Annotated in this window: 29 protein-coding genes; all 29 read left to right on the plus strand. The window is 70.1% G+C overall.

The genetic code is table 11. The features are described 5' to 3' along the window. The first annotated feature begins 48 nt into the window (after positions 1-48). Positions 49-297: a hypothetical protein gene (locus ABZ070_RS02260; protein WP_356628971.1), complete on the plus strand. Its 249-nt coding sequence runs from the start codon at positions 49-51 to the stop codon at positions 295-297. Beyond that, positions 294-2,927 carry a hypothetical protein gene (locus ABZ070_RS02265; RefSeq protein WP_356628973.1) on the plus strand — a complete coding sequence of 878 codons (2,634 nt, stop codon included), beginning with the start codon at positions 294-296 and terminating at the stop codon, positions 2,925-2,927. The genes ABZ070_RS02260 and ABZ070_RS02265 overlap by 4 nt, the downstream gene beginning before the upstream one ends. 147 nt (positions 2,928-3,074) lie before the next feature. Beyond that, positions 3,075-3,365 (plus strand): hypothetical protein, encoded by a 291-nt coding sequence (locus ABZ070_RS02270; protein WP_356628975.1) that lies wholly within the window; start codon positions 3,075-3,077, stop codon positions 3,363-3,365. Further along, complete coding sequence (locus tag ABZ070_RS02275; RefSeq protein WP_356628977.1) at positions 3,365-3,568, plus strand: hypothetical protein; 204 nt, start codon at positions 3,365-3,367, stop codon at positions 3,566-3,568. Before ABZ070_RS02270 ends, ABZ070_RS02275 begins: the two co-directional genes overlap by 1 nt. Beyond that, positions 3,565-3,858, plus strand: a complete 294-nt coding sequence (locus ABZ070_RS02280) for a hypothetical protein (RefSeq protein WP_356628979.1) — start codon at positions 3,565-3,567, stop codon at positions 3,856-3,858. The genes ABZ070_RS02275 and ABZ070_RS02280 overlap by 4 nt, the downstream gene beginning before the upstream one ends. Next, positions 3,855-4,511: a hypothetical protein gene (locus tag ABZ070_RS02285; protein WP_356628981.1), complete on the plus strand. Its 657-nt coding sequence runs from the start codon at positions 3,855-3,857 to the stop codon at positions 4,509-4,511. The genes ABZ070_RS02280 and ABZ070_RS02285 overlap by 4 nt, the downstream gene beginning before the upstream one ends. A 50-nt stretch (positions 4,512-4,561) precedes the next feature. Continuing rightward, positions 4,562-4,792 (plus strand): hypothetical protein, encoded by a 231-nt coding sequence (locus ABZ070_RS02290; RefSeq protein ID WP_356628983.1) that lies wholly within the window; start codon positions 4,562-4,564, stop codon positions 4,790-4,792. 249 nt (positions 4,793-5,041) lie between these two features. Further along, positions 5,042-5,326 carry a hypothetical protein gene (locus ABZ070_RS02295; RefSeq protein WP_356628985.1) on the plus strand — a complete coding sequence of 95 codons (285 nt, stop codon included), beginning with the start codon at positions 5,042-5,044 and terminating at the stop codon, positions 5,324-5,326. Continuing rightward, positions 5,323-5,679 carry a hypothetical protein gene (locus tag ABZ070_RS02300; RefSeq protein WP_356628987.1) on the plus strand — a complete coding sequence of 119 codons (357 nt, stop codon included), beginning with the start codon at positions 5,323-5,325 and terminating at the stop codon, positions 5,677-5,679. Before ABZ070_RS02295 ends, ABZ070_RS02300 begins: the two co-directional genes overlap by 4 nt. Next, the gene (locus ABZ070_RS02305) at positions 5,679-6,074 is read left to right on the plus strand and encodes a hypothetical protein (protein ID WP_356628989.1); all 396 of its coding nucleotides are present in this window, start codon (positions 5,679-5,681) and stop codon (positions 6,072-6,074) included. Before ABZ070_RS02300 ends, ABZ070_RS02305 begins: the two co-directional genes overlap by 1 nt. Beyond that, complete coding sequence (locus ABZ070_RS02310; protein WP_356628991.1) at positions 6,071-6,238, plus strand: hypothetical protein; 168 nt, start codon at positions 6,071-6,073, stop codon at positions 6,236-6,238. The genes ABZ070_RS02305 and ABZ070_RS02310 overlap by 4 nt, the downstream gene beginning before the upstream one ends. 10 nt (positions 6,239-6,248) lie before the next feature. Then, positions 6,249-6,542 carry a hypothetical protein gene (locus tag ABZ070_RS02315; protein WP_356628993.1) on the plus strand — a complete coding sequence of 98 codons (294 nt, stop codon included), beginning with the start codon at positions 6,249-6,251 and terminating at the stop codon, positions 6,540-6,542. 6 nt (positions 6,543-6,548) lie between these two features. Beyond that, a complete protein-coding gene (locus ABZ070_RS02320) occupies positions 6,549-7,172 on the plus strand; it encodes a hypothetical protein (RefSeq protein ID WP_356628995.1) in 624 nt (207 codons plus the stop codon). Positions 7,173-7,336: 164 nt separating this feature from the next. Continuing rightward, positions 7,337-7,516 carry a hypothetical protein gene (locus ABZ070_RS02325; RefSeq protein ID WP_356628997.1) on the plus strand — a complete coding sequence of 60 codons (180 nt, stop codon included), beginning with the start codon at positions 7,337-7,339 and terminating at the stop codon, positions 7,514-7,516. A gap of 41 nt (positions 7,517-7,557) precedes the next feature. Then, complete coding sequence (locus tag ABZ070_RS02330; RefSeq protein WP_356628999.1) at positions 7,558-7,917, plus strand: HNH endonuclease; 360 nt, start codon at positions 7,558-7,560, stop codon at positions 7,915-7,917. Positions 7,918-8,097: 180 nt separating this feature from the next. After that, entirely contained in the window at positions 8,098-8,397 is a 300-nt protein-coding gene (locus ABZ070_RS02335) for a hypothetical protein (RefSeq protein ID WP_356629001.1), read from the plus strand. After that, positions 8,354-9,919: a terminase gene (locus tag ABZ070_RS02340; RefSeq protein ID WP_356629003.1), complete on the plus strand. Its 1,566-nt coding sequence runs from the start codon at positions 8,354-8,356 to the stop codon at positions 9,917-9,919. The genes ABZ070_RS02335 and ABZ070_RS02340 overlap by 44 nt, the downstream gene beginning before the upstream one ends. 10 nt (positions 9,920-9,929) lie before the next feature. Next, positions 9,930-11,276: a phage portal protein gene (locus ABZ070_RS02345; RefSeq protein WP_356629005.1), complete on the plus strand. Its 1,347-nt coding sequence runs from the start codon at positions 9,930-9,932 to the stop codon at positions 11,274-11,276. Beyond that, positions 11,269-11,928 carry an HK97 family phage prohead protease gene (locus ABZ070_RS02350; protein WP_356629007.1) on the plus strand — a complete coding sequence of 220 codons (660 nt, stop codon included), beginning with the start codon at positions 11,269-11,271 and terminating at the stop codon, positions 11,926-11,928. Before ABZ070_RS02345 ends, ABZ070_RS02350 begins: the two co-directional genes overlap by 8 nt. A gap of 132 nt (positions 11,929-12,060) precedes the next feature. Then, positions 12,061-13,314, plus strand: a complete 1,254-nt coding sequence (locus ABZ070_RS02355) for a phage major capsid protein (RefSeq protein ID WP_356629009.1) — start codon at positions 12,061-12,063, stop codon at positions 13,312-13,314. A gap of 64 nt (positions 13,315-13,378) precedes the next feature. After that, entirely contained in the window at positions 13,379-13,780 is a 402-nt protein-coding gene (locus ABZ070_RS02360; protein WP_356629011.1) for a hypothetical protein, read from the plus strand. Between the two features lie 12 nt (positions 13,781-13,792). Beyond that, positions 13,793-14,047: a hypothetical protein gene (locus tag ABZ070_RS02365; RefSeq protein WP_356629013.1), complete on the plus strand. Its 255-nt coding sequence runs from the start codon at positions 13,793-13,795 to the stop codon at positions 14,045-14,047. A 3-nt stretch (positions 14,048-14,050) separates the two neighbouring features. Further along, positions 14,051-14,644, plus strand: coding sequence for a head-tail connector protein (locus ABZ070_RS02370; RefSeq protein WP_356629015.1), 594 nt, complete (start codon positions 14,051-14,053; stop codon positions 14,642-14,644). Between the two features lie 11 nt (positions 14,645-14,655). Then, positions 14,656-15,105, plus strand: a complete 450-nt coding sequence (locus ABZ070_RS02375; protein WP_356629017.1) for a hypothetical protein — start codon at positions 14,656-14,658, stop codon at positions 15,103-15,105. Then, positions 15,105-15,839, plus strand: a complete 735-nt coding sequence (locus ABZ070_RS02380; RefSeq protein ID WP_356629019.1) for a hypothetical protein — start codon at positions 15,105-15,107, stop codon at positions 15,837-15,839. The genes ABZ070_RS02375 and ABZ070_RS02380 overlap by 1 nt, the downstream gene beginning before the upstream one ends. 6 nt (positions 15,840-15,845) lie before the next feature. Beyond that, positions 15,846-16,256, plus strand: a complete 411-nt coding sequence (locus ABZ070_RS02385) for a hypothetical protein (protein ID WP_356629021.1) — start codon at positions 15,846-15,848, stop codon at positions 16,254-16,256. After that, a complete protein-coding gene (locus ABZ070_RS02390; RefSeq protein ID WP_356629023.1) occupies positions 16,256-16,768 on the plus strand; it encodes a hypothetical protein in 513 nt (170 codons plus the stop codon). Before ABZ070_RS02385 ends, ABZ070_RS02390 begins: the two co-directional genes overlap by 1 nt. 8 nt (positions 16,769-16,776) lie before the next feature. Then, complete coding sequence (locus tag ABZ070_RS02395; protein ID WP_356629025.1) at positions 16,777-17,187, plus strand: hypothetical protein; 411 nt, start codon at positions 16,777-16,779, stop codon at positions 17,185-17,187. A gap of 155 nt (positions 17,188-17,342) precedes the next feature. Beyond that, the gene (locus ABZ070_RS02400) at positions 17,343-19,541 is read left to right on the plus strand and encodes a phage tail tape measure protein (RefSeq protein WP_356629027.1); all 2,199 of its coding nucleotides are present in this window, start codon (positions 17,343-17,345) and stop codon (positions 19,539-19,541) included. Position 19,542 lies beyond the last annotated feature (1 nt).

The following is a 19,542-nucleotide window of genomic DNA, read 5'->3' on the forward strand; positions in this document are numbered from 1 at the left end:
GGGCGCGCCACACGAACACCTCACCGGCACGAGAGAAAGCCACCGTTCGTGGAAACCCCTGCATCCCCCCGAGGCGGACTCGCCCCCGCCCGCGCACGGCTCGTCCGCACCACCGCCGTCGACCAGCTCGACCCCGAGCAGCGCACGCTGCTCCACCTCGTCGTCCAGTGCCCCTACTGCGACCACACCCACATTCACCCCGGCGGACACACCGGATCCCCTCGCCTGTGCATCCGGCGCTCGCTCTGCGTCGGCACGCCGGGCGGGGCCTACTTCTTCCCTGAGGTGGTGCAGTGACCGGCGATTCCCAGCGCCTGGCGGCGGACGGGCACCTCGTCCGCGAGACCCTGGCGTACCAGTACCAGGGTGTCCCCGGCCTGCTCAGCATCTGCTCCGACGCCGACCGGTGGGTCGGCCGCCGCTTCGCCACCGACGAGGACGGCATCACTGCGGCCACGGCCTACGTGCTGCAGCTCGACGCGCGGCAGGCAAAGGGCATCTACACCCAGGTCACCACCCTGCACACAGCACCCGAGAAGGGCCGCGGCGGGAAGGAGCTCGCGCACGCCGTCAGCTGGCTGTGGGCCGACGGCGACTTCGGCAGCCTGGGCCACAAGCCCGGCCCCGACGAGCTGCCGCACCCGCTCGACGCGGACCACGTGCGTGAGATCGTCCACGCCTCGGGCCTGCCCGAGCCGACCGGCTGGGTCCTGTCCGGCGGCGGCTGCAACCCGGTGTGGATGCTCGACCAGCCGCACATCATCGGCGACGACGAGGACCGGACTGCTGTCGAGGAGCTCACCTCCGACCTGCAGAAGATCCTCACCGCGTCTGCCTACGGACACGGCTGCTCGTGGGACCGGCAGGTCGGCAACCTCGACCGGCTCATGCGCCTGCCCGGCACGATCAACCGCAAGGGCGGGCAGGAGCGCCCGGCCAGCAGCGCGCCAGGCTCCGGAGAACCGGTCACGCTCGGCACCATGCGCGAGGCAATCACCCGCCTCGCACCAGACGCCCGCGCGGTCCTCGACAAGGCCGACACGGAGAAGCGGGCGCGGAGCGACGAACGAACCGGCCGCACACCCGTACCGGCGCCGCGCGCGCCCCGGCCGATGCCGGGTACGGGGTCGAGCGTGTTCGACATCCTCGCCGCCGGACTCACCTTCCGCGACGTTCTCGAGCCCGCCGGCTGGACCTACCGGGGCACCAGCGGCGGCCGCGAAAAGTGGCTCCGCCCAGCCGGAGCCGAAGGCAGCGCCGAAAGCGAGTACAGCCTCATCTGCGACGACCACGTCGCCGTGAACTGGTCCGAGCGCTCCGGCCTCCCCGTCGGCCAGCAGCCTCCGGGGCGGAAGCTGACCGTGCCCACCCTTTGGGCCCACCTGCACTACGGCGGCAACGAGAGCGAGGCCGCACGGGACGTTCTGCGCGCCGCGTTCGACCAAGACGCCAGCCCTGCCGCCCGCGGACTACCGTCCGCGCTGCTGGCCCAGGTGAAGCAGCACTGCCGCCCGCCGCGAACCGAACGCCCACCGGCCCCGGCGCCACCCGCCGAAGACATGTGGGGGCCCGACCTACTGGACGAGCCGGAGCCCGAGCACGACCGCCCTGGCGATGAGCCGCGGGAACCGAAGGCACACCCGGGCCTTCTACCTGAGGAGTTCTACGCGGCCCGGCCCGTCTTTCAGCACATCCGGCAGGCAGCGCACGCTGAAGGGTCAAGCGCAGACGTGCTGTTCTACTCGCTGCTCGCCCGCCTGTCCGCGATGGTCTCACCCCGGATCACCGCGGTGTCAGGCATCGGCGGCCGTGCCTCACTGAACCTGTTCGTCGCGGTCGTGGCCGCCTCTGGAGGCGGCAAGTCGATCGGCACCAAGGTCGCCCGATCCCTGCTGCCCCCGCTCGACCCGGAGTTCCGCGATGGTCTCCCGATCGGCTCGGGCGAAGGCATCGCCGAGGCTTTCATGGGCACGGTCGACGAGGAGACGGGCGAGATCCACGCCAAGGGCCCGCTGAAGGGCGACCCGGTCACACGAAAGGTCCGCAAGCAGGTCCGGCACAACGCCTACTTCTACGTCGACGAGGGCCAGACCCTGGCCAGCCTCGCCGAGCGCGCCGGCAGCGTGCTGGGCGAGACCCTGCGCCGGGCCGCCATCGGAGAGACCCTCGGCCAGACCAACGCTTCCGAGGAGCGGACCCGCTACGTGGCCGCGGGCTCGTACAGCCTCGGCATGGTCGTCGGCTTCCAACCGTCGACGGCCATGCCGGTCATCGCTGACGCGAGCACCGGCACTCCGCAGCGCTTCCTGTGGGCATGGGCCGCCGACCCGTCGATCCCGGACGAGCCGCCAGCGTCTCCCGGCCCGCTACCGGTAAACCCGGCCTCCATCCAGCCCGCCGACAGTCTCGACATCGTGCTCCCCGAACGCATCCGCCGGATGCTCTGGGCCGAGCATGTCGCGCGCAACCGGGGCGAGTTGGAGATCGACGAGCTGGACGGGCACGCGAACCTGATGAAGGTGAAGCTCACGGCCCTCTTGGCGCTGCTCGACGGCGGCCGGGTCGAGGCAACGGAGGAGGACTGGGCACTCGCCGAGATCGTGTGGCGTTCGTCGTGCGCTGTGCGGGCGGCGTTGATCCAGCGCGCGGCCCGGGAGGCGGAGGCTGCCCGGCGCCGCGAGGAGGACGCGAAGGTCGCGCAGGAGCTCCGCGCGCATCAGGCCAAGAACGACACGGACCGCACGTTGGAGCGCATCGCCCGGCTGGTGCGGAAGCACGCATCAACAGTCGGCGGGATCACGTTCGGTGAGCTGAACCGGCGCCTCCGGAGCAGCGACAGGCCGTTCCTGCACCGGTCCGTGGACGTCGCCGAGGCCAACGACTGGGTGTTCACCGAGGGCGACCGCATCTGCGTTCAGACCGAGTGAGCGATGTGGACATGTGGACATGTGGACGGCTGTCCACATTCGCCTGTCTCTCAATCCAGCAGCTTCCTAATAAGTACATAAAGGGACAAGAGAGAGATTCATTTCACTCCCGCGACGCGAGACAGGCCGATGTGGACGCCGTCCACGTTGTCCACGTCCACATCCCACGTCCACATCGACACACACCTACTGGAGGACCAGATGATCCCCGCCACACCCGGCTGGTACGTACATGAGCCTGACGAGCAGGGCGAGTTCCTCGACCCCGTCATCGCCTGGAAGCCCACAACCGACAGCGACGGCGACGACATCCTCCTGCCGTTCGTCGACGGCGGCCCGGGCTTCCCGCCACACCTCCTCAGCGAAGAGTCGTTCAAGCACATCCAGCGCAGCGTGATCTACCGCCCCTCGCACGATCCCGGCCGAGAGGGCCAGTGATGTCGGATCGCGCCGACAAGATGGCCCGCGCCTTGGACCGGGCGAACGCCTGTGTCGAGCAGTGGGCGGGCGACATGACGCTCGTCACCCGCAGCGCAGCGGCTGACCTGTTCGCCTCGCTGCTCGAGCTCAACGGCTGGGAGCAGACCGATGCCGCCCCGCCACTGCGGGCCGTGCCCGACATCGAGAGGACCCCGAAGTGACCGAGACCGAGATCGTGATGCTCCTTGTCGGCATCATCGTCGGCGCCCAGCTGGCGCTGGTCGTGCACCTCGTCGGCGAGTACCGCGGCAACCGTCGCGTGGCCCGTGCCGGTGCCGCCGCCCTCGCCCAGGCCCGCAAGCGACACACCACAGCCGACTGGCGCGAGGCCCTTGCCCGCCGGCCGACCCTGGCCGAGGTCGCCCAGGCCGAGGTCCGCGACTTCGAACTCGGCCTGCTCAACGGCCTGGACCGCGTCGAGGACGCGGCCCGGAGGGAAGGACTGCTGTGAACGAGTGCGGGCTGTGCGAGGAGACGCTCGAGGACGGGTATCTGTGCCTCGGCTGCGCCAAGGCGACCCGCGTGCGGCTCGAGGCCATGCCCACCCTGTACGCCGGGCTCGCCGCCCTGCTCCCCCCGGCCGGCGGCACGTCCGGCATCCGGAGCGGCAAAGGCGGCCCACCCCCGCTCCCGGTCAACGAGGACATCCTCGACATGCGCAGCGGCGGCGGCATGGTCGCCACCCTGGAAAGCTGGGTTGACGCCATCCGCCACGACCGCGGCCGACCCGAGGTCCTCCACCCGGGCAGCCCGACCGGCCGCATCACACGCGCGGTCGACGAGCTCCTCGGGCACATGCCGTGGGTGGCCGTGTCGTGGCCGGAGGCCGGCCTGTTCGCCGGAGAGATCCGGGAGCTGACCCGCTCGGCGAGCTCGATCATCCGCCCGCCCGCTCCGGAGCGCGGTAGGCGGATCGGGAACTGCCCGGCGCAGTTCGAGGACGGCGTCATCTGCGGCGCAGTCCTGCGTCTGGCGCCCGGCGAGCGGGTGGTCACCTGCCGCTGGTGCCAGACGGCGTATCCGCCGGCCACCTGGACCGGTCTCAAAGCCCTGATCGACGAGGACGAGCGCGCGCCCAACGAGCCTCAGGCGCAGGCGTGCTGACGGCCCCACCCTGTTGCAATCCAACCCTAGGGTTGGATACGCTCTGGGGGATGGAAGCGAAACCCTGGCGGGATCGCGTTCGGCAGGAGGAAGAGCTGGTGGAACAGCTCCAACTCCAGGTGTCGCAGTCCGCCAAACGCAGAGCGGAAGCCCTGCTCGAAGGCGTGGCGGAACTGGGATCCGTGGCCGAAGTGGCCCGGGCGCTGGGGAAGAGCTGGAACGCCGTCGACAAGGCGATCAAGAAGAACGCGCCCACAAAGGGCCACGACACAACCGAATAGAAGCGGGGCCGGACGACAGCTCCCGGGTGGTGGAACACCCGAGGCGCGCGCGTCGCCCGACCCCTGACGCACCGGTGTGCAGACACGCACCGGCACTAACCCACGAACGAGATCGGACCTCGTCATGGACTCCCGCAATCCTATTGCGCACGCAATGGGGCAGACAGACCTGCCCCGCCCCGGCGACAGCGACCCCGACATGAACGAGGCCCTGCGCCGCGTTCGCGCCGGCCGCCCTGGTGGTGCTCGATGACCGAGCAGACCGCCACCCCCGTCCTCACCGCGGACACCATCCGGCTCCTCGGCATGCTGGCCGACAAGGTCAGCACGGCACGGCCGAACGCCGAGATGCGGGAAGAGACCCGCCTCGCACAGGCCCTCGTCATGGCCGAGCGACTCCACGGCCCGACGGAGGCTGCGTTCGCCGCCGAGCAGGACCTCCTTGCCGCCGCCCCGCCCGTCCGGCCGGGCACCAGCCGCGGCGAATACGCGGCGCTCCTCCGGCTCATCGCGAACGGGGTGACCGCCCAGTGACCGGGCAGCGCACCGTCACGGTGCCCACCCTCGACCGCGGCGACATCACCATCCCCGAACCGGCATGGTGCGCCGGACACCAAGACCAGCCCACCGAGGCATTCGTCGACCTCAGCCACCGCGGCCCCGAGCACCAGCTCGGCGACCCCACCGACCCGATCGCCGTCGCGTTCGTCTCCCAGTTCCCCCACGGGACCACACGGCGCGAGACCGGCCTCTACGTCGAGCAGACCGGCCTGGCCATCACCCTCGACCCCAACGAGGTCGAACGGCTCGCCGCCGACTTCACCACCGCCGAGGGCCAGCTCCGGCGCCTCGCCGCCTGGCTCCGCATCCTCCGCGGGGGTGCCTGATGGCTGGCGCACCCTCCGTGGCGCAGCGACGAGCCGACGTGCGCCGCCTGGCGCAAGGTGGCGCATCCAACCGCGCCATCGCGGCGCAGCTCAACATCTCCAAGGACACGGTGCGACGCGACCTGGAGGCCAGTGAGCCGCCGGCCGAGACACTGGCGCAGCGCCTGGCGCAGCGTGCGGCGCGCACCGAGACGGCCATGCGCCAGCTGAGCGCCGCAGTACAGGCCGTGGGTGGCGCACACCCGGCGCACACCCCCACGACCGAGGAGACGGCGCGGCGCTGGTACGCCGAACTGTGCGCCACCGCCAACAAGCTCCTGGCGCTCGCCGACCAGTTCACCGAGTACTACCCGGGCGCCACCGCATGCGCCAGCGAGGACGTGAGTGCGCCATGACGCTCACCTACCACGCGCTCGGCTACTACGCCCTGCCCGCGCTCATCGCCGCCGGCCTCCTCCTCGGGGTCCTGCCGCGCGACAGCCAGGCCCACCGGCTCGTCGCCCGCACCACCCTCCTCGGCCTCCTCCTCGTCGCCGCCCTCGTCGGCCTCTCGTACTGAAGGACCCACCGTGAAGACCACCCTGCTCGCCGCCATCGACACCGCCAGCACCCACACCATGGCCGCCCCCGCCGCCGCACCCAGCGGCTCCGTCCCCATCTCCGTCCTCCTGATCATCGTGCTCGCCATCTGGGCCTGGCAGATGCACAAGCACGGCAAGGACACCAAGAAGCTCCACCTGCTCCCCGGGTTCGTGTGCCTCGGCCTCGGCCTGTCCCTGTCCGGCACCCAGCTCGGCGCGATGATCGGCCAACTGTTCGGCAGCGTCGGCCAGATGCTCGCCACCTTCGTCGGCAGCGCCTGACCCCACGTGGCCACCGACCCCGAGGACGACACCCTCGAGCTGCCGCCCGTCCCCGCCTTCGGGCGCGGGCGGCCCCGGTGGGCCGCCAACCGCATCCACCCCCGGCGCATCGCCCGAGGCAACCAAGCCCTTGCGAAGCGGCTCCGCGCCTGGGTCACCACCGAGAACACCCCAAGCCGCATCGCCCTCCTCGGCGGCGCAGCCCTCATCACCATCCGTACCGCCAACCAAGAGCCCCGGCTCCTCACCGCAGCCGCCGCGGCCTACACCGTCTTCGCCTGGCGAGCCGGCCGACCCGTACCCCCGACAGAAGACGACCTCAAGCGCCGCGTTGTCGAAGGCGTCTCCCACCTCATGGGCGACCAGCCCGCCGTGTTCCTCCGCGACGTATACGACGCCTTCCAAGCCCGGCCCGCCGCCCAGCACCTCGACGACGCGCGGCTCCGCGCCGTCCTCGTCCACTGCGGCATCACCATCCACAAGGCCGTGCGCATCGGCGAAACGACCGGCCGCAGCGGCATCAAGCGCACCGACCTCGACACCCTCCTCTCCCCCGAACCCGCAGACACCCCTTCCGGGGACGTAGACGCAGGTCACGACGGCGGAGAAGGGGCTGTAGACCCCGCGTAGACCGCCCGTAGAACGGGCCGTAGACCACCCAGGAGACCCAATGCCACGCCACATCCACGCCCTCATCCACAAGCTGGGGATCGAGGTCCCGCCCCTGCCGTACTGCGCCCGCTGCGGCGGCCACTACCCGCCCCACAGCCACTGAGATACGGGACACTGAAGCCATGACCGAGCCGCTCCTCGTCGACGCCTACGCCGCAGCAGCAGCCACCGGCATCAAGCCCGGCACCATCCGCGTCTGGCTCCACCGCGGCAAACTCACCCACCACGGCCACGACCGCCAAGGCCGCGCACTCGTCAACCTGAACGAACTCCAGCCGCCCATAGCGGCAGAGGCAGCTTGACCAGCCCGATCGCAGGGTGTAACACTCAAACCACGTCCGGCGTGCCCGGACACACAGACACCACGAAGCCCCGCCACCACGGCGGGGCTTCCGTCATGTCCGGGGGGCGCATGGCCGGCCGCAAGGACCTGACCGAGTACGGCTACCGAAAGGCACGCGCCCGGTTCCTCGCCGAGTCCGACGTCTGCCACATCTGCGGCCACCCCGCCGCCGACACCATCGACCACCTCACCCCCGTCAGCCGAGGCGGCTCCACCAAGGATCAGGACAACTGGGCGCCAGCCCACGGCGTCAAGGGCTGCCCCACATGCGGACGCAAGTGCAATGGCGAGAAGAGCAACAAGCCCGCCGCCGCCGTCAACCGCCTCGTCACCTCGCGCGACTGGTACTCAGGACCATGACCATGCCCAACATCACAAGGCATCAATGCAGGTCAAAGGCATGATCGAACCGATCTGACCCGATCGATCCGGCCGGATCCGCCGTGATCTTTTGGAGAGATCATCTTCCCAGCCCCGCGCCCAGCTCTTTTTTTTCTCCCCCCGGGCCCGACGCCCAGGCGATGATCATGGAGGCAGGCTGTGACCACCAACGATGCACCTGAACTGCCTCCGCCGGCGGTGGGCCCGCGCGCGCGTGGCCCGGTCGAGCAGGCGGTGCGGGACGACGTCGAGCAGCTCGGTGATCTGACTGGCGTGGAGCCGTCGCTGTCGGAGATGGCGTACCGGCTAGCCCGCGAGATCGACACCGGTGGTGGGGAGGACGGCAAGCAGCTCCCGCAGCTCAACCGAGAGTTGCGGCAGACGCTCGCCCAGCTGCTGGAGGGGCGGGCCACGGATGACGACGACGATGACCTCGGAGACCTGGCAGAGCCCGAGTGAGTTCGCCGCGGATCTGGAGGACCGGTACGGGCTGACGTGTCCGCCGCGGTGGGGGACGCCGCGTCACCCGGACCGCAAGTCGCTCGGTCCGAAGTTGTGGAAGGTCATGGCCAAGCTCGGTGCTCCGCCAATGCCGTGGCAGAAGTACGTCAGCGACGTCGCCCTGGAGATCGACCCGGACACGGGCCTGTTCGCGCACCGCAACGTCGGGTTGAGCGTGCCCCGTCAGCAGGGCAAGACGGAGCTGTGCCTGGGCGCGCAGGTGCACCGGGCGATGGCGTGGCAGCGGCAGAACGTCGTGTACGCGGCGCAGACGCGGGGCATGGCCCGGCAGCGGTGGGAGGACGAGTTCTGGGAGAAGATCGCCGCCTCTGAGCTGTCGTCGAGGGCCCGGATCCGCAAGAGCAACGGCAACGAGGCGATTCTGTGGCCGGCGACCCGCTCGAAGATGGGCATCACGGCGAACACGGAGAAGGCCGGCCATGGCCCCGTCTTGGATCTCGGGTTCATCGACGAGGCGTTTGCGCACGAGGACGACCGGCTCGAGGCCGCGTTCTCTCCGGCGATGCTGACGCGGGCCATGGCCCAGCTGTGGTGGGCGTCGGCCGGCGGTACGACGAAGTCGACGTTCCTCAACAAGAAGCGCAAGGCGGGGCGCGAGGTGATCGAAGCTCTGTGGGCTGCGCTCGCCGAGGACCCGGGCGCGCTGCGCCCGAGCATCGCCTACTTCGAGTGGTTCGCCCCGGAGGACATGCCGCGCGACGACCCGGCTACCTGGCGGGCGACGCTTCCGGCGCTCGGGATCACGGTGACCGAGGCGGTCATCCGGGCGGAGCTGGAGAAGCTCGACCCCGCGGAGTTCGACCGGGCTTACCTGAACCGGACGAGGAAGCCGACGCCGCCGTCCGACCCGAACGTGCCCAAGGCTGAGTGGTCGGCGCTGGCCGACCCGAAGTTGAAGCCGGCCGGTGACATGGCGTTCGCGATCGACGTATCGCAGGACCGGGCCACCTCGTCCATCTCGGCGGCCGTGATGCGGCCCGATGGGCGCGTGCATCTCGAGCTGCTGGACCGGCGCGCGGGCACCGACTGGGTGGTGCCTGCGGTGGTGCGGCTCAAGCAGCTGTGGAACCCGCTCGCTGTGGCGGTCGCGTCCTCGGGCGCACCGGCCGGGTCGCTCATCGACGACCTGGTCGCCGCCGGCGTCACCGCCCCGGAGAGCAAAGATCAACCGCACCGCGGCCACCTGGCCGTGATGCGCACGACCGACATCGTCGAGGCCTGCGGGCAGATGGCCGACGCCATGCGGCAGGGCGCGGTCCGGCACACGGACCAGGCTCCGCTGACTGCTGCGGTGAACGGCGCCCGTACCCGCCGGGTCGGTGACGCCTGGCAACTGGACCGAACCAGCTCACTCGCCGACGTTTCGCCGTTCGTGGCGGTGACGCTGGCCCGCTGGGCGCTGATCGTGCGCGGCCCCGCCGTCCTGGACGACTACGACCCACTGGATTCGGTGCTATGAGGAGGGATGCATGGTGAGCCCAACTCGAGGCGCTGGCGCGTCGGGTGTGTGGCGGCGCATGGGGCAGGTGCTGACGGCGCCGTTCCGCTGGGCCGCAGGTGTCAGTAAGCGGGCCATCACGTCCCTGCCGTGGGGCTCCGGCGGATCGCTCACGAACTTCGCCTCGCCGGAGCGTGCGCTCGCGCTGATCCCGCTGTTCGCGTGCGTGCGGATCCTCGCGGACTCGATCGCGTCGCTGCCGGTGCAGACGTACCGGAAGAACGGCGCGTCCCGCGAGATGCTGACGTTCGTTCCCTCCCTGCTGTTCCAGCCGGCCGCCCGCGACAACCTCTTCGAGTGGCTGCACAAGCTCGTGGTGTCGATGGCGCTGCGCGGCAACGCCTACGGACTGATTACCGCTCGGGACGACTTCGGGTTCCCGACGTCGATTGAGTGGCTGAACCCGGACGACGTCTGGGTGGATGAGTCCCGGCCGACGCTGCCGGTCTTCTACTGGCAGGGCCAGGAGGTACCGCGCGAGCAGATCGTGCACATCCCGTGGGTGGTCCTGCCCGGCCAGGTGGTCGGCCTGTCGCCGGTGCAGCACTTTGCCCGCACCATCGGCGTCGGCCTGTCCGCCACCGAGTACGGCCTGTCCTGGTTCGACAACGGCGGGACCCCGCCGTGGACGTTGAAAAACGGCAGCAAGGCGCTCTCACCGGACGAGGCCGACGAGATCAGCGACCGGCTGTCCGCCCGGGTGCGTGCCCGCAAGCCGCTGGTGTACGGATCCGACTGGGACTTCGCGGCGCTGCAGGTGAACCCGGAGGAGTCGCAGTTCATCGAGACCATGCGGCTGAACGCTTCGCAGATCGCGGCCATCTACGGCGTCCCGCCAGAGAAGGTGGGCGGCGACACCGGAGGCAGCATGACCTACTCCACGGTCGAGCTGAACCGCATCGACTTTGCCGACACGACGCTCCTGCCGTGGCTGGTGCGCATCGAGAGCAAACTGTCCGCGCTCATGCCCGGCCGCGAGTTCGTCCGCTTCAACGTCGACGCGACCATCCGAACCGACACGCTCTCCCGTTACCAGGCGCATGCGATCGCGCTCACCAACGGCTGGCGCAACCGTGACGAGATCCGCGCCCTCGAGGACCTGCCGCCGCTGCCGGACGGCCAGGGCCGGACGTACATGCCCGTCGCGCTGCTCGCCGCCGATCCAGCACCCGCGCCCCCGGCCCCCGCCGAACCCGATCCACCTGAAGCTGAGGCCCCGTCCCAGCGCAAGACCCTGGGAGCCGAGGCCCGCCTGGCGATCCTCGCCCGCCAGGACGACCGCATGTCCCCATCCAGTGAGGAGGCCGACCGTGGCTGACCTTGAGAGGCGCTACACGCCAGTGCCCGTCGAGCTGCGGGCCGCCGCCGAGCAGCGCACCATCAACGGCTACGCCGCCGTCTTCAACCGTGAGTCGTCCAACTTGGGTGGCTTCGTCGAGGTTGTCGACGCGCGGGCGTTCAACAAGTCCCGTGGCGACGGCTGGCCCGACGTCATCGCCCGCTACAACCACGACGACAACATGCTCCTGGGCACGGTGGCCGGCGGCACGCTGCGCCTGTCCATCGACGACCAGGGACTGCTGTACGACGTCGACCCGCCGCAGGCACGCGCCGACATCCTCGAGCTCGTCTCCCGGGGCGACGTGCGCAAATCCAGCTTCGCGTTCCGCACCATCGAGGACGACTGGGGCATGACTGATCAGGGATTCCCCAAGCGGACCCTGCTCGCCGCGCAGCTGGTCGACGTCGCCCCGGTCAACGTGCCCGCATACCCCGACTCATCGGCCGGCCTGCGATCCCTGGCGCACCACATGGACGCGCCGCTCGAGGAGGTCCGCAAGCTCGCCCAGGAGGACGAGCTGCGGAAGCTGTTCCGCCGCACCGACGGCCCTGGTCCGGCCAAGCCCGCGACGCTGGGCGCCGCCGCCCGTATGGCGCTACTCGCCCGCCGCGAGTCCCCGCACCTGTAACCCCCTGGGGCAGGCCGACAGCCACCCCCTGACATACCCCTTCGGGCCCGCCGTCGTGCGGGCCTTTGGCATGCGAGGCAGGCCGACAGCCACCTCGGACCCCACCCCGAATCACAGTCAGGAGATCGGACCATGTCCGAGGTTGCAAAGACACTTCAGGAGCGCCGCGCCCGCGTCTGGGAGCAGGCCAAGTCTCTGGCCGACAAGGCCGCCGAGGAGAACCGCACGTTCTCCGGCGAGGAGGAGTCCAACTGGACCGCCCTCAACTCGGAGCTGGACGCGCTCGACTCCCGTATCAGGGCGGTGCTCGAGGGCGAGCAGCGCGCGAAGGACGCCGAGGACGCCATGTCCAAGCTGCGCGGGGAGCCCCGCGGCCAGCAGGGCGGCGGACCGGGCAGCCCGAGCGTGGACGAGCTGCGCGCGTTCCTGCGCGGCGAGACCAGCGCCCGCTCGTTCACGATCGCCCCGGCCCCGGTCCACATGCGTGACCTGACCAAGGGCAGCGCAACGGCCGGCGGCAACACCGTGCCGACGTCGTTCTACGCCCGCCTGGTCGAGCACATGACCGAGTCGGCCGCGATCATGGACTCCGGTGCCACGATCCTGAACACCGCCTCCGGCGAGACTCTCCAGATCCCCAAGACCACGGCGCACACCACGGCCGCACTCCAGACCGAGGGCTCCACCTTCTCCGAGTCCGACCCCACCTTCGGGCAGGTCGAGCTCGGCGCCTACAAGTACGGGCGCCTGGTGCAGATGTCCCGCGAGCTCGTCGACGACACAGGCGTGGACCTCGAGGGCTACCTCGCCCGGTCCGCGGGCCGGGCGCTGGGTGACGCGTTCGGCGCGCACGCCATCACCGGCGACGGATCCGGCAAGCCGCGCGGCATCGTCCTCGACGCGTCCGCCGGCGTCACCGGCCCGGCGGCCGTGGCCGGCGGCTTCGGTGCACAGGCCACCGCCGGTCAGGGCGCGGACCTGCTGATCGACCTGTTCCACTCGGTCATCGCCCCGTACCGCAAGTCGTCCGCCTGCCACTGGATGATGAACGACCAGACCGCCGCCGCGGTCCGCAAGCTCAAGACGTCCGAAGGCGTCTACGTGTGGCAGCCGTCCCTCGTCGTCGGCCAGCCGGACACCATCCTCGGCAAGCCCGTGCTCATCGACCCCAACGTGGCGGACATCGACGTCGCCGCGGAGTCGATCCTGTTCGGCGACTTCAGCCAGTACTACATCCGCATCGCGGGCGGCATCCAGTTCGAGCGGTCGGACGACTTCGCGTTCGGCTCCGACCTGGTTACCTTCCGCGCCAAGATGCGCGCCGACGGCGCCCTGGTCGACCTGACCGGCGCCGTCAAGACGTTCACCGGCGGCGCGGCCAGCTGACCGCTCTCTGCCCGGCCCTGATCGCCTCGCCGCGGCCAGGGCCGGGCGCTATGAGGAGGACCTCGTGTCTCAGTACGACAGGACCCTGTACAAGGTGTCCCTCGCGCCCGGGGCTGTCACCGACGGAACGGACAACGGCACCGCCGTGGACCGGGCCGTGAACGGCGGCATGCAGGACGCCACGCTCATCGTCACCACCGGCGCCGTCACCGACGGCTCCCACGCGGTGACCGTCCAGGACTCGGCCGACGGCACCACCGGCTGGACCGCCGTCTCCGCCTCGCTGCTTCAGGGCAGCCTGCCCACCGTCGTCGAAGCGAACGACAGCACCGTCTTCGAGGTCGGCATCGGCCCGACCCGCCGCTACCTGCGCGCCGTCATCGTCACCACCGGCGCGACCACGGGCGGCGTCATCGGCTGCCACTTCGCGCTCAGTGCCCCCCGCTACTCGCCCGTCACCCGCTGACAGGAGGCCGTCGTGAAGATCCGCATGAAGGTCCAGATGTCCGGGACGCGCAACGGCCAGCGGTGGCCCGAGATCGGCAAGGTGACCGACCTGCCGACCGTCGAGGCCGCGCACCTCGTCGCCTCCGGCATCGCCGAGAAGGTCGAAGACCGGGACAAGGTAGAGATCGCGGCCGCCCCCGAGGGCGAAGTGTCCAAACCGCCTGAGGCGAAGCCCGCCTCGAGGCGCCGGCAGCGTCCCGCCAAGGGCGACACCGGCAAGGAGTAGGCCGTGGCCAACGAGTACGCCGAACTGGCCACGTTCAAGCAGCAGCTCAACGTGGAGGAGGACGACACCACCCGCGATGACCTGCTGAACATGGCGCTCGCCGCCGCGTCCCGCAGCATCGACCGGGCCACCGGCCGACGCTTCTACCTCGACTCCACCGCCACCGCGCGGACGTTCAACCCGCACGGGCGGGTGGTGTGCGACGACGCAGGCGCACGGCTTCTCATCGACGACGCCGGCGCGGCGCCGACGCTGGTGGAGACCGGGGCAGGCGGCTCGTACACGGCCGTGACCACCTACGAGACCGGCCCGGACAACGCCCTCGTGCGCGGCCGGGCCATCACCTCCCTGCTGACCACGTCCTCGAGCTGGGGCTACGGCTCCAGCCGCGTTCGGGTCACCGCCCGGTGGGGCTGGCCCGCCGTACCGGAGGAGATCGAGCAGGCCACGCTCATCCAGGCCTCCCGCCTTTACAAGAGGAAGGACTCGCCGGAGGGCGTGACCGGGTCGGCTGAGTGGGGCGTCGTCCGACTGTCCCGCCGTGATCCCGATGTGTGGGCGTTGATCGAGCACTTCGTCCTGCCCGGCTTCGGATAAGGGGGCGGCACATGCAGATGGCTGCAGTGCGTGACGCGATCGCGGCGGCCGCCGCCACGGTCGTCCTGCCCGACGGGATCGGCAAGCTCGTGTGCACCGGCTACGTACCGGACGCGATCACCACCCCCGGGTTCTTCTGCGGCGAGTACTCCGTCGACTTCGACAAGGCCATGCGCCGCAGCCTCGACGAGGTCGAGCTCACTGCCCGCGTGCTGGTCAGCCGCACCGACGACAAGGCCGCACAGCGGCTGCTCGACGCGATGCTGTCCGGCTCCGGCGCCGCGTCCCTGAAAGCCGCCATCGAGGCGGCCCGCGGGGCCCCGGGCGACTACGCCCTCGGCGGCCTGGCGCACGACCTGCACGTCATGCGCGTGCAGGGCTACCGCTGGTACGAGCACCAGGGCACCCAGTACTTGGGTGCAGAACTGATCATCAAGGTCATCGGAGAGGGGAGCGCGTAATGGCCAAGCAAATCCTGCTCGACTGCCGCCTGTTCGCGGTGGGCGCCGACCTTTCCGGCGCGTCCAACAAGATCGAGCTCACGTCCGAGTATGAGGACAAGGACGCCACCAACTACCGGTCCGGCGGGTGGAAAGAAGTCCTCGCCGGGCTCGGCTCCGCGGAGATCTCCGGCGAGGGCCAGTGGGAAGCTGGCGACCCGTCCAAGGTCGACGACGCTTCCTGGTCCGCCCTCGGTGGGCTCGGCCCGTACACGGTGTGCCCCAACGACTCGATCGTGGGCGCGCTGGCCTACTTCACCAAGGGCATGCGCGCCGACCTCAAGTTCGGCGAGGCCGTGGGTGAGATCGCGCCGTGGGCGGGGGCGGTCAAGTCGTCCTGGCCGCTGGTGCGTGGGCAGATCGGGCACCCGCCCGGTACCGCCCGCACCGCCACCGGCTCCGGCACGGCGCTCGAGCTGGGCGCTGTCGGCGCGGGGCACCGGCTGTACGCCGCCGTGCATGTCCTGTCCGCCGCCGGCACCACACCGTCCCTCACGGTGAGCATCGAGTCCGACGAGGACGACACGTTCGCCTCGGCCACCACCCGCCTCACCTTCAACGCGGCGACCGCGGCCGGCGGGCAGATCCTGCGTACCGACGGCACCGCGATCACCGACACGCATTACCGGGTCGCCTGGACCGTCTCCGGCACTACTCCCTCGTTCATGTTCGCCGTCTCTCTCGGAATCAGGTGATCCCCCATGGCCAAGATGGTCCTGCTCGCACAGTTCCTGTCCCTCAACGGCACCGACCTCTCGGAGTACATCCGTAAGGCCGAGGTCACCGTCGAGGTGGAAGACAAGGACGTCACCACCTACGCGAGCCTCGGCTGGAAAGAAGTCCTCGGTGGGCTCAAGTCCGGCGAGGTGAACATCGAATTCCTCCAGGACGTGGCCGCCACCGAGATCGACTCGATCATGTGGCCGCTGCTCGGCACCGTCGTTCCGTTCGTGACCCGGCTCGACCAGGCCGCGGTCGGAACGTCGAACCCGTCCTACTCCGGCAGCGTCCTGATCAACGGGTGGAACCCGATCGAGGGCAGCGTCGGCGACGAGGCCTCGGTGTCCGTGGGCTACCCGACAAGCGGGGCCGTGACCCGAGCGACCAGCTGATGAGCGGCCCGCCGTTCGAGCTCGAGTGCACCCACGAGGGGCTCGACTCCCTGGTCCGGGCGATCCGTTCGCAGGCCGACGCCAAGCTCCTGCGCAAAGAGCTGGCGAAGAACATGCGCGAGGTCCTCAAGCCCGCGGCTGCGCTGGCCAAGTCCAACATCATGGCCATGAGCAGCGCGGGCCTGTCGACGTCCTCGCCCGGCCTGCGCTCGGGGATCGCAAAGAAGATCCGGCCCGAGGTCAAGCTCGGCGGCCGCTGGTCCGGCGCCCGCGTGAAGGCCTTCAAGACACCCGGCCTGCGCGGCTTCGCCAACGCCGCCAAACGCACCAACCGGCGCGACGGCGGCTGGCGCACCCTCACCTACGGCCACGAACCGTGGCGCACCCAGTACGGCAAGCGGCACTGGTTCGACGAGTCCTTCGAGGGCCGCGACGGCGAGTTCAGGCAGGCCGTCCTCGAGGCAATGAACGACATGGCCCGGCGCATCGCGTCCCGGGTCGACGAAGGATAGGAGACCCCGTGTTCCTGGTGTACAAGCCCGAGGGGCAGGACGAGCCCACCCGCTGGCGCTACAACCCGAAGAAACTCATGTCGGTGGAGCGGGAGGACCTCGAGCGGCGCACCGGCCGGAACTTCTCCCAGTTCACGACCGACGTGATGCAGGGCAACTCGCTCTGCAGGCGGGCGTTGCTGTTCACCTTCCTGCGGCGCGACCACCCCAAGACCCGGTTCGAGGACGTCGACTTCGCCTGGGACGAGCTCACCCTCGAGTACTCCCGCCAGGAGCTCGAGCTGATCCGCGAGCAGGTCGTCGAGGCCAAGCACGGCGACGAACTGGCGGCGATCCTCACCGGCCTGGACAAGGAGATCGAGGGCGCATTCGACGACAGCGGTGAAGAGGGAAAAGCGGGGCTGCCGATCGCCGGTTGAGGCAGCTCGGCAACGCCGCACATCTCCTTGGGATCAAGCCCTGGCAGTGGGACCTCATGACCGTTGAGCAGGCAGACGCCGCCCTCGACTGGCTCGACGCCTACAAGCGCGACATGGACGAGCAGGCCGAGAAGATGAAGAGGAGTTGAGGCGCCGTGTCCGACACCTCTCTGGTGTTCAACCTCGTTGCCCGGGACAACGCGTCCGGCGAGGTCTCGCAGTTCGGCGAGCGGCTCAACACCGCGGCCGCCGGCATCGGCGCGGGCTTCGCCGCGGCGCTCGGTGTCGGGGTGATGACACACCTGGACATGGAAGCGGCGGGCGACAAGCTCGCGGCACAGCTCGGTGTCGGCCCGGCCGAGGCGGCCGAGCTGTCCAAAGTAGCGGCCAGCGTGTACGAGAACGCGTGGGGCGACTCGATCGAGACGGTCAACCTTGCCATCAAGGGCGTGCACCAGAACATCGGCGACGTCTCGGCCGCCGAGGGCGGACTCGAGGGCGTCACCACCAAGGCACTCGCCCTGGCCGAGACGTTCGACCAGGACCTCACAATGGCAACCGCGGCGGTTGGTCAGCTGATGCGCACGGGCCTGGCCGACTCGGCCGAGGAAGCGTTCGACATCATCACCACCGGCCTGCAGTCCAGCGCGGACAAGAGCGGCGACTACCTCGAAACCCTCAACGAATACTCGACCCAGTGGCGCCGCGTGGGCCTGGACGGGCAGACCGCCACCGGCCTGCTGTCCCAGGCGCTCAAGGCCGGTGCCCGCGACGCGGACCAGGTCGCCGATGCCATCGGCCAGTTCGGCGAGCGGGCCCTGGCCGGCGGCACCGCGGTCGACGACGCGTTCAAGAGCATCGGCCTGAACTCCACCGAGATGGCCAAGCTGCTCGGCCAGGGCGGCGACTCCGCCAAGCTGGCCCTGCAAAAGACCATGGACGGCCTACGGGGGGCCAAGAACGAGACCGTGCAGCTGAATGCGGCGGCCGCGCTGTTCGGCGACCCGGGCAACGTCATGGGCGCCTCCCTGTTCGCGCTCGATCCTGCGTCGGCGGCCGCCGCCGCGGGCATGGACAAGGCCGCCGGTTCCACCGACAGGCTGGTCGCCTCCGTCGGCGACAACCCCAAGGCCGCGCTCGAGGAGTTCAAGCGCAAGGTCATGGGCGAGCTGGGCGAAGCGGCCGGCGGGTTCGCCGACTTCGCGATGAAGAACCAGGGAGTCATGGTCCCGCTCATGTACACCCTCGCCGGGCTGGCCGCCCTGGTGCTGGTCGTGAAGGGCGCGATGCTCGTCTACTCGGCCGTCTCCACGGTCGTCGCCGCGGCGCACGCCGTCATGTCCGCCTCGGCGTGGACGGTCATCGGCAACTGGTCCCGCATGATGGCGATGGGCCTGATGGCCTACGCCCGTATCGCTGGGGCAGCGATCCTGTCGGCGGCGACTACCGCCGGCGCATGGATGGGTTCGGCGCTGGTGTCGATCGGAACCTGGGTGGCGGCGGTGGTGCGGGCTGCGGTCACCGCTGTGGCGCAGTTCGCCATCATGGCCGCGCGTGCGGTCATCTGGGCGGCGACGATGGCCGCGCAGTGGCTGATCGCCATGGGCCCCATCGGCTGGATCATCGCCCTGGTCGTGGGCCTGGTCGCCCTGATCATCCTGAACTGGGACAAGATCAAGGAGTGGACCGGTAAGGCCTGGGACTGGATCTGGGGAAAGATCACCGGGGTCGGGCAGATGATTCTCGACTTCATCACGAACCTGCCCCTGGTCAAGTGGTTCGTCCAGCACTGGGACAAGATCAAGACCGGCACGGTCGACAAGGCGATGGCCCTGGTCTCGTGGCTGCGGGGCCTGCCCGGGCGGCTCATGAGCGCGATCGGCTCCGTCCGCTCCCTGCTCTACGACAAGGGCATGGACATCGTCCGCGGCCTGTGGAACGGCATCAAGTCCATGGGCGGCTGGCTGGCCGACACCCTGACCGGCTGGGCGAAGAGCATCATCCCGGGCCCTATCGCCGACGCGCTCGGTATCTCCTCGCCGTCGAAGGTGATGGCCGAGGTGGTGGGCCGATGGATCCCCGCCGGTGTCGTCGAGGGCATCAAGGACGGCTCGCCCGCACTGGACCGGGAGATGTCCAGCCTGGTCAAGCCTCCGCCCCCGGGCGCAGCGTCGGCTGCAGGCCAGCGCATGGCGCCGCTGATGGGCCGGCCCGGCACCGGCGCGGGCCCGGCCGCAGTGCTCGAGATCCGGGCCACCGACTCGAAGGTCGGCCGGCTCCTGCTCGAGCTCATGCAGAAGGAAGTCCGCGTGATCGGCGGCCTCGAGGTCGCCTTCGGAAAAACAGGAGGGTGAC

The sequence above is a fragment of the Streptomyces sp. NPDC006283 genome (assembly GCF_040613325.1).
Classification (GTDB): Bacteria; Actinomycetota; Actinomycetes; order Streptomycetales; family Streptomycetaceae; genus Streptomyces.

Coding starts and splice junctions, on each gene's coding strand:
- ABZ070_RS02275 (WP_356628977.1), top strand. CDS start 3,365: ATGTCGGATCGCGCCGACAAGATGGCCCGCGCCTTGGACCGGGCGAAC.
- ABZ070_RS02290 (WP_356628983.1), top strand. CDS start 4,562: ATGGAAGCGAAACCCTGGCGGGATCGCGTTCGGCAGGAGGAAGAGCTG.
- ABZ070_RS02295 (WP_356628985.1), top strand. CDS start 5,042: ATGACCGAGCAGACCGCCACCCCCGTCCTCACCGCGGACACCATCCGG.
- ABZ070_RS02305 (WP_356628989.1), top strand. CDS start 5,679: ATGGCTGGCGCACCCTCCGTGGCGCAGCGACGAGCCGACGTGCGCCGC.
- ABZ070_RS02310 (WP_356628991.1), top strand. CDS start 6,071: ATGACGCTCACCTACCACGCGCTCGGCTACTACGCCCTGCCCGCGCTC.
- ABZ070_RS02325 (WP_356628997.1), top strand. CDS start 7,337: ATGACCGAGCCGCTCCTCGTCGACGCCTACGCCGCAGCAGCAGCCACC.
- ABZ070_RS02340 (WP_356629003.1), top strand. CDS start 8,354: ATGACGACGACGATGACCTCGGAGACCTGGCAGAGCCCGAGTGAGTTC.
- ABZ070_RS02345 (WP_356629005.1), top strand. CDS start 9,930: ATGGTGAGCCCAACTCGAGGCGCTGGCGCGTCGGGTGTGTGGCGGCGC.
- ABZ070_RS02355 (WP_356629009.1), top strand. CDS start 12,061: ATGTCCGAGGTTGCAAAGACACTTCAGGAGCGCCGCGCCCGCGTCTGG.
- ABZ070_RS02375 (WP_356629017.1), top strand. CDS start 14,656: ATGCAGATGGCTGCAGTGCGTGACGCGATCGCGGCGGCCGCCGCCACG.
- ABZ070_RS02380 (WP_356629019.1), top strand. CDS start 15,105: ATGGCCAAGCAAATCCTGCTCGACTGCCGCCTGTTCGCGGTGGGCGCC.
- ABZ070_RS02385 (WP_356629021.1), top strand. CDS start 15,846: ATGGCCAAGATGGTCCTGCTCGCACAGTTCCTGTCCCTCAACGGCACC.
- ABZ070_RS02390 (WP_356629023.1), top strand. CDS start 16,256: ATGAGCGGCCCGCCGTTCGAGCTCGAGTGCACCCACGAGGGGCTCGAC.